Source organism: Candidatus Bathyarchaeota archaeon, from assembly GCA_026014585.1.
Taxonomy (GTDB): domain Archaea; phylum Thermoproteota; class Bathyarchaeia; order Bathyarchaeales; family Bathycorpusculaceae; genus Bathycorpusculum.
Genome location: JAOZIA010000019.1, coordinates 87,079 through 94,679 on the forward strand (window position 1 = coordinate 87,079; position 7,601 = coordinate 94,679).

Sequence of the window (7,601 nt, forward strand, 5' to 3'; positions counted from 1 at the left end):
TCTTTGCGGCTTAAACTCAACGTTACAGGTATCGTGCAGGGTGTAGGTTTTCGCCCGTTTGTTTATCGCTTAGCCGTATCGTATGGCTTGGCGGGGTACGTGCAGAACCGCGGGGATGCTGGCGTAGAAATCCTGCTCGAAGGTAACCCGCAAGATATTGAGAATTTTACTCGTGACTTAACCCAGAAAAAGCCTCCGCTTGCCCAAATCCACCACATCAACCAAACCCCGCTCACAGGAGAAAACCAGCACTCAAAATTCACAATTATCCATAGCAGCCAAACTGCTGAGCTTTTAGGCTCCGTAATCCCACCAGACATCGCCATCTGCAACCCCTGCCTAAAAGAACTCCGCGACCCCAAAAACCCCCGCTACGACTACTTCTTCATCACCTGCACCGACTGCGGACCACGATTCACCATAATTGAGCATCTGCCTTACGACCGAGAAAACACCACAATGCGCGAGTTTCCCATGTGCGGCTTCTGCAAGAGCGAGTTCGATGACCCAGCAAATCGGCGTTTTCATGCACAAACTGTGGCGTGCCCAACTTGTGGACCCAAAGTGTATCTCACCAAAAATAATGGTGAACTAATCCAAACCATTGACCCCATTCGTGAGGCAGGCAGTTTGCTTTCGGAAGACAAAATTTTAGCAGTAAAAGGGTACGGAGGCTTTCACATTGCATCATCCACGGTACTTGAGGAGCCGCTTTTGCGTCTTCGAGCAGCGAAGCATCGGCGCGAGAAACCGTTTGCAGTTATGGCAAGGAGCTTGGAGGCGGCACTGCGGTTTGCCGAAGCTGGCTCGAAGGAGCAGAACCTGTTGCAGTCGCCTGAGCGCCCAATTGTTTTACTCAACAAATCCACTGGATACAACTTGTCAGGGCTGGTGGCTCCACACCTGCACAACATCGGCGTCATGCTGCCCTACACTGGCTTGCATTACATGCTCTTTGACCACGTAGCGGATGAGGCATTTGTGATGACCAGCGCAAACCCGCCCAACCAACCTATCGTAAAAGATAATGAGGAAGCCCTCAAAATCCTCGGTGGCACAGTGGATTATTTTTTGTTTCACAATCGTCAAATCGCGCACCGATGCGACGACTCCGTCATGTGCGCACATGGCACACGTCAGGTTTTTCTGCGTCGAAGCCGCGGATACGCACCCGCACCCATACGACTAAAGCGGAAGGCGCTTCGTTGTGTTGAGGGTTTAGGTGGGGAACTAAACAATACCAGTTGCATCCTGTATGAGGATAAAGCTTTCATCAGCCAGCACATTGGAGATGTGGAGAATGTGGAAACCCGCCAGTTCCTAAAAGAAGCCACGCAGCATCTGACCCAGCTAACCAACACCACACCCACAGCAGTTGCCTGCGATTTGCACCCCAAATTCATCACAACCCAAACCGCCAAAGAAATCGCAGAAACCCAAAGCATCCCGCTAATTCAGGTTCAGCATCACCACGCACACGCCGCTGCCCTACTGGCAGAACACGATTTAGATGAGGTTGTGAGTGTGGTTTGTGACGGTTACGGGTATGGCTCGGATGGGGGGGCTTGGGGCGGCGAAGTCCTGTTTTGCACTTTAGGTTCGCGTGAGTTTGAGCGTGTGGGGAATTTGGAGGCTCAGCCTTTGTTGGGCGGGGACTTGGCAAGCCGTTATCCTGTGCGTGTCGCGGCGGGTGTGCTTTCAAAAATTCCAGAAGTTAACCTTGACTCTTGGCTTAGCCAAAACAGCCAGCACCTACCACACGGCAAAACAGAAGCCCAACTCATCTTAAACCAACTCAAAAATGGCGCAGAAACTGTGCAGACTACCAGTTGCGGACGAATTCTGGATGCTGTTGCGGCTTTGCTCGGCGTTTGTTATGCTCGGAGTTATGAGGGGGAGCCTGCGATGAAGCTGGAATCAGTTGCGTTGGGGGGAAAAGACGTTTTGAAGTTGAAATCTGTCTTTAGGGATGGGGTTTTGGAAACAACGCCTTTGATGCGCACGATTTTTGAAGGGATGGGCAGGTTTTCTGTAGCTGACTTGGCATATTCCACCCATGCTTACATTGCGCAGGGGTTGGGAATGCTTGCAGTAGAGCAAGCTCAAGAGAAAGGTGTTAAGGTTGTGGGTTTCTCGGGTGGTGCCGCCTGCAATCAGCTGCTCGCGGAAATGATGAGGGCAACTGTGGAGTCTGCGGGGTTGGCTTTTGTGGTGCATGAGGCGGTTCCTGCGGGGGATGGCGGGGTCGCGTTTGGGCAGGCAGTTGTTGCTGGATTTTCTATCTTTTAGACCGTCTTGTTTTTATCGGCGTTTATGCCGTTGTTTATGGTGATTGCTTATGTGTTTAGCTATTCCCGCTCACATAATGAGCGTTGATGGAAGCAAAGCAAAAGTGGATTTTGGACAGGGCGTTTTGCGAGAAGTCAACCTATCCCTTGTTGATGCGAAAGTTGGTGATTACGTGCTTGTTCATGCTGGCTATGCGATTCAGGTGCTTGAGGAGCAGGAAGCTCTTGAGACCCTAAAGCTTTGGAGAGACCTTTTAGAATCTACTGGAGAAGCACCACAACAATAATTGGGGATGCGGCATGGCTGAGAACCTACGCTTCCGGGACCCGCAGCTTGCACAAACCATAGCCCAAAAAATCAAAGCACTCGCACCGAAAACAAAAACTCCTAAACTTAAAATTTGCCACGTCTGCGGAACCCACGAATGGACCATAACCCACTTCGGACTACGCAGCCTACTCCCCGCAAACATTGAAGTTATTGCTGGACCAGGATGCCCGGTCTGCATAGTGCCTGCCGCAGAAATTGACGAAGCCGTCCAACTTGCACAGCAAGGCAAAGTCATCACCTGCTTCGGGGACGTGTTACGCGTGCCAGGAAGCCAAATGTCACTTTTGGAAGCTAAAGCGCAGGGCGCGGACGTGCGTATCGTGTATGCGGTTTCTGACGCTATTGAAATGGCGCGGCGTGAACCTGACAAAGAGTTTGTTTTTTCTGCGGTCGGTTTTGAAACCACAGCTCCTGCCACAGCAGTTGAAGCTCTTGGCGGTTTGCCTCACAATTTCAGTTTTCTGGTGTCACATCGCCTTATTCCGCCTGCGATGGAGCTGCTTTTGGGTGTGGAGGGTTTAGAAATCGGCGGATTTATTGCCCCTGGGCATGTTAGCGCAATCATTGGGCTTGCTCCGTATGAGCGGTTCCCTAAGGAGTATGGTATGCCTACGGTGGTTGCAGGGTTTGAGCCGCTGGATGTTTTGATGGCGGTTTACATGATAACCAAACAGCATGTAGAGGGCAAGCCTAAACTGGAAAATGAGTACCCGCGTGTGGTAAAGCCCGAAGGCAATCCCAAGGCTTTAGCGTTGATGGAAAAGGCGTTTAAGGTGACTGCAGGAAACTGGCGCGGCATCGGCAGACTGGAAAATTCCGCCTATCAACTGCGCGAGTTTCTAAAGGAGTTTGATGCTCGAGAAAAATTTAACATTCACATAGAACAGGGCAAAGACAGCCAAACAGGATGCCAATGCCACCGCGTAATCATCGGAAAAATACAGCCCAACCAATGCCCCCTATTTCTCAAATCATGCACTCCAGCAAACCCCGTTGGAGCCTGCATGGTTAGCAGCGAGGGAACCTGCCGTGTCTGGGCAAAAAATGCTGCTACCCAGAGTTAGCAGATTCTTGGGATGGGGTCGCCGACTGGTCGCGCTATGATTCTTTTGCCGCCCACCTGCGTTTGCATTGCTACGCCACGGAATTCCTTGGTTGCTTCTCCTATTATTTGGGCGTCTTTGCCTTCTGGAGTGCTTTTTAGGAACTCAAGGGCTTCTTGGGCTTTTTCGGGGACGACGCCAATTATCATTTTTCCCTCATTGCCCACTTCCATGGGGTCAAGCCCCAGCATTTCGCAGGCTGTTTGCACGTCCTCTCGGATGGGGATTTTGTCTTCCTGAACAAGTATGCCAATTTTGGATTTTTCTGCCCACTCATTGAGTGCGTCAGCTAAGCCGCCCCGTGTTGCATCTTTTATGCTGACAACCCCGCCGACTTCACCAAGCAAACGTTGAACCATTTTGTTGAGTGGTTTTACATCAGATTTTATTTCGCTGCCAAAGGATAAGCCTTGCTGAGCAGAAAGCACGGCTAAGCCGTGGTCGCCGATGGTGCCTAAAATTATGATTTTGTCGCCTTCTGCAAGGTTGCTGTCTATTGTCCAGCGTGAGGTTAGGTTGCGATATTTTTTGACGGTTTGCATGTTGCTCTCAAGAGCGGGGGTTCGTCTGCCGATTCCTGAAAGGTTCATAACCAGCCCGCCTAAACTGCCCTTTTCAACAACCTTGGTATCGCCAGTTACTATGCTTACGCCCGCCTCAATACAGGTTTGCCGCATGCTCTCCAAAATCTTCTCCAAATCCACAAGAGATAAGCCTTCTTCCAGCACAAATCCACACGCGAGTGCGTAAGGCTGCGCGCCCATACAGGAAATATCATTAACTGTGCCTGAAATTGCCAAACGCCCGATATCACCGCCGGGGAAAAATATGGGTTTAACCGCGTGGGAGTCACTTTTCAAAACAATATCTCCGACGACTGCGGCGTCATCCATGGCTTCAAGAGGCACTTCTGCATCATTGTCTAAGCCGCCAAACGCCTTCACAACATAGTTTTTAACCAAATCATGCATGACTGTGCCGCCTGCGCCATGCAACATGGTTATTTTATCAGATTTGCTCATGTTTTGCGCCTTCTTGATAAGAACCTGCTTGGAATAAAATAAACACATCGCAAAATATCTGCACATCTGCTACCCAAAAACTTGGGTGCAAGAGTTTCCTGTGATTTCATGGTTGCTGCATTAGTGGTGTTTGGCGCCCGCGCATTTTTTCTGTTTAAAGCTGATGTTTTTTCTATTTAGTTCCCTATTGGCGTCTATTTGGAGCCTATTAGAAATACAATGCAGAAACCATAGAGGGAGGCGGTCCCTACTGCCCTGTTTGGGGCTTAAATTGACTGTTTTACGTGCGCGCGGGCTTTCATTAGGCGTGTCTGATTAATTTTAAATTTGAATGTTTGTATCCGTCTATAATTCTTTGCTCAATTATTAGATAATACAAAATTGTGCTTTTGTGTGGGTTTTTTGCTTTTGTTTTGAGTTTTATATGGGACTTTTTCTTCTTTTGTTTGTCTCATTCTAGTCAACACCTTTATTTGCCTGTTTGTCGCTATGGATAGTTCCCCATAAAGTGTAACTCTACCCAAAGAAATTTGGGGCGGGTTGGGAAATTGCATAGGACGCCAACCGCAAAGCCGACAGGAACCATGCCAACAAACATAAGCAACTTTCAACGATACACTTATATTAGCGAAACTCGCTTCTAATGCAATTCAGCAATTATGGGTTACCATAACAATTGCAACTCCACACCTGAAAAACGATGTGGGGCTACAGGGTGAAGATGAACTTCCTAATGTCACGGGAAGATCACGATGACACCATGCATAGGCAAACAACAAGACGCGCAACACAACAAAATTAGTATGTGTTTCATCAAACGCCAAACAGACACTACCATTGGCCCGAACAACGCCACGCCGTCTGGAGGATGGCTCGGCTTGAGAGCTGAAGAAGGGCGCGGCAAGCCGCGATACCGCCTCGTGTAGGCGCAAGCAGCCTTAGAAGCGAGGATACCCGAATGAGACTTCTCACCAGCAATGGTGCTCCTTTATGGAGCGGGAACCCCCCGAACGGAAGCATCTTAGTAGGGGGAGGAAAAGAAACCAACACGGGATTCCCCTAGTAGCAGCGAGCGAAACGGGAACAGTCCAAACCGAATCCCATGCCGAAAGACATGGGAGATGTAGGGTAAAGGGTCTAGCTTTCTCTTCGTTGGTTAAGTTGAAATGGCTTGAAAAGACCTGCCATAGAGGGTGATAGCCCCGTAAACGTAAGCCATCATGAGTTATAGCTGGAGTCCCAGACTACCGTACCTTGGCTTAGGTGCGGAAAGTTGGAAGCCACCAACTTCCAAGACTAAATACATCTCAAGACCGATAGTGCACTAGTACGGTGACGGAAAACTGAAAAGTACCCCGAAATGGGGGTGAAAAGTGCCTGAAACCAGACGGTTACAGACGTGTGTGGTCCGGAAGAGTAACCCACTCAAAGGAAACCAATGTGAATTGGCAGTACGAGGGTGGCCAATCAGGATTACACGTTCCGTCTAGAAACACGGGCCGGGGAGTTTGTAGTTATGGCAAGCCTAAGGACTATAAGTCCGTAAGCAAAGGGAAACCAACACGCGCGCAACTCGCAAGAGCCAGGCGCAGGGTCTGAAAGGGCCCGGAGTCATAACTACACATACTAGAAACCAGACGATCTAGCCCTGGGCAGGGCGAAGCTAGGCGAAAGCCTAGTGGAGGCTCGAAAGGGTTCTGACGTGCAATTCGTTCCCCAGACCTGGGGCTAGGGGCTAAAGACCAATCTAGTCTGGTGATAGCTAGTTCCTTCCGAAGTGGGCCTGAGCCCAGTCCCGAGCGAGGTGGCTGGTGGGGTAGAGCACCGATTGGAAAACAAGGATTCGAAAGAATCCACTTTCCTTTCAAACTACGAATCCACCCGCGCCAAAGACCTCGGGAGACGGGTTAGTGGGGGTAAGCTCCACGACCGAGAGGGGGACAACCCAGACTGAGGTTAAGGTCCCCAAATGCTGGCTAAATGTCAAACCAAAGGGCGTCGTCAGCCTCAGACAGCGGGGAGGTAGGCTTAGAAGCAGCCTTCCTTCAAAGAAAGCGTAACAGCTCACCCGCCGAGGCTGACGGCCCCGAAAATTGACGGGGCTAAGCCAGCTACCGATACCTCAGAACGCAGCTTATGCTGCGCTGGTAGGAAGGCGTCCTAGTTGGGCAGAAGCTGGGCTGTGAGGTCCAGTGGACCGATTAGGATTGCAGATCCCGGTGGTAGTAACAGCAAAGAGAAGTGAGAATCTTCTCCGCCGAAGGGGCAAGGGTTCCCCGGCAACGATCGTCAGCCGGGGGTAAGTCGATCCTAAGGCATAACTTAACCGATTATGCCGAAAAAGGGAATCCGGCTAAAATTCCGGAACCATAGAGGTACGTGCGGCGACGCAAGCTCAGTGTTGACGTTTCGGGGTAGGCTAAGCAAAGTTCTCGCTTTGTTTAACTGTATAAGCCTGGGGAGTGCCGTAATGGCGAGAACCAGGTGAAATCGGGAATAGCCTTCCGTTTTAGGAGGGTTTAGCTGATCTCTGGAGCCACTGAAAAACACACTGAGAAGGATCCTTTATGATCGTACCAAGAACCGACACAGGTGTCCCTAGGCAAGTAACCTAAGGCGTGTCGGGTATACACTAATGCGAGGGAACTCGGCAAATTAGCCCCGTACCTTTGGTATAAGGGGTGCCTGTTCTTTCAGCCTCGTGCTGGGGGAGCAGGTCGCAGTGACAAAGGGGTCTCGACTGTTTAATAAAAACACAGGAAGCCGCAAGAGCGAAAGCTTGTGAACGGCTTCTGAATCCTGGCCAGTACAGGTACCTGAAACCTGGGTCCAACTGGGCTAAGGGCCTGCAAACGCC

General features: G+C 50.3%; 4 protein-coding genes and 1 rRNA gene. 4 read left to right on the top strand and 1 reads right to left on the bottom strand.

What is annotated here, in order from left to right; translation table 11 throughout:
- Positions 1–3: 3 nt before the first annotated feature.
- The 3 genes from hypF to hypD are packed head-to-tail and all read left to right on the top strand — an operon-like array spanning position 4 to position 3,683.
- Entirely contained in the window at positions 4–2,289 is a 2,286-nt protein-coding gene (gene hypF, locus NWF01_06585) for a carbamoyltransferase HypF (GenBank protein MCW4024687.1), read from the top strand.
- Positions 2,290–2,338: 49 nt separating this feature from the next.
- Positions 2,339–2,575: a HypC/HybG/HupF family hydrogenase formation chaperone gene (locus tag NWF01_06590; protein ID MCW4024688.1), complete on the top strand. Its 237-nt coding sequence runs from the start codon at positions 2,339–2,341 to the stop codon at positions 2,573–2,575.
- Positions 2,576–2,588: 13 nt separating this feature from the next.
- A complete protein-coding gene (hypD, locus tag NWF01_06595; protein ID MCW4024689.1) occupies positions 2,589–3,683 on the top strand; it encodes a hydrogenase formation protein HypD in 1,095 nt (364 codons plus the stop codon).
- Here the strand turns inward: hypD and hypE are convergent.
- Positions 3,680–4,744, bottom strand: a complete 1,065-nt coding sequence (hypE, locus tag NWF01_06600) for a hydrogenase expression/formation protein HypE (GenBank protein ID MCW4024690.1) — start codon at positions 4,742–4,744, stop codon at positions 3,680–3,682. The genes hypD and hypE overlap by 4 nt on opposite strands.
- Before the next feature lie 840 nt (positions 4,745–5,584).
- On the opposite strand from hypE, the gene NWF01_06605 reads away from it, so the two are divergent.
- Positions 5,585–7,601: ribosomal RNA gene (locus tag NWF01_06605) — 23S ribosomal RNA — on the top strand; the annotation flags it as partial.

Bases quoted from the DNA above. Each gene is read 5' to 3' on its own strand.
- NWF01_06590 (MCW4024688.1), top strand. From the start codon at position 2,339: ATGTGTTTAGCTATTCCCGCTCACATAATGAGCGTTGATGGAAGCAAA.
- hypD (MCW4024689.1), top strand. From the start codon at position 2,589: ATGGCTGAGAACCTACGCTTCCGGGACCCGCAGCTTGCACAAACCATA.
- hypE (MCW4024690.1), bottom strand. From the start codon at position 4,744: ATGAGCAAATCTGATAAAATAACCATGTTGCATGGCGCAGGCGGCACA.